Source organism: Klebsiella sp. 2019SCSN059 (genome assembly GCF_021739525.1).
Lineage (GTDB): Bacteria > Pseudomonadota > Gammaproteobacteria > Enterobacterales > Enterobacteriaceae > Klebsiella > Klebsiella quasipneumoniae.
The window spans coordinates 1-365 of sequence record NZ_JAKKOM010000151.1 but is presented as its reverse complement, the minus strand read 5'-3'; the positions used below and the strand labels follow the sequence as shown (position 1 = coordinate 365).

Annotated in this window: 1 pseudogene; it reads left to right on the top strand. The window is 66.0% G+C overall.

What is annotated here, in order from left to right:
- A pseudogene (locus tag L2I46_RS29880) lies at window positions 1–365 on the top strand (sodium-extruding oxaloacetate decarboxylase subunit alpha); the annotation flags it as partial.

Genomic DNA, 365 nt, shown 5'->3' with positions numbered 1-365 from the left:
GGCGTCGATACCGCCATCTCCTCGATGAGCGCCACCTACGGCCACCCGGCCACCGAAGCGCTGGTGGCCACCCTCGCGGGTACTGAGCACGACACCGGGCTGGATATCCACAAGCTGGAGAGCATCGCGGCGTACTTCCGCGAGGTGCGTAAGAAGTACCATGCCTTCGAGGGCCAGCTGAAAGGCACCGACAGCCGTATCCTCGTCGCCCAGGTCCCGGGCGGGATGCTCACCAACCTCGAAAGCCAGCTGAAGCAGCAGAGCGCCGCGGACAAACTCGACCAGGTGCTGGCGGAAATCCCCCGCGTGCGCGAGGACCTCGGCTTCATCCCGCTGGTCACCCCGACCTCGCAGATTGTCGGCAC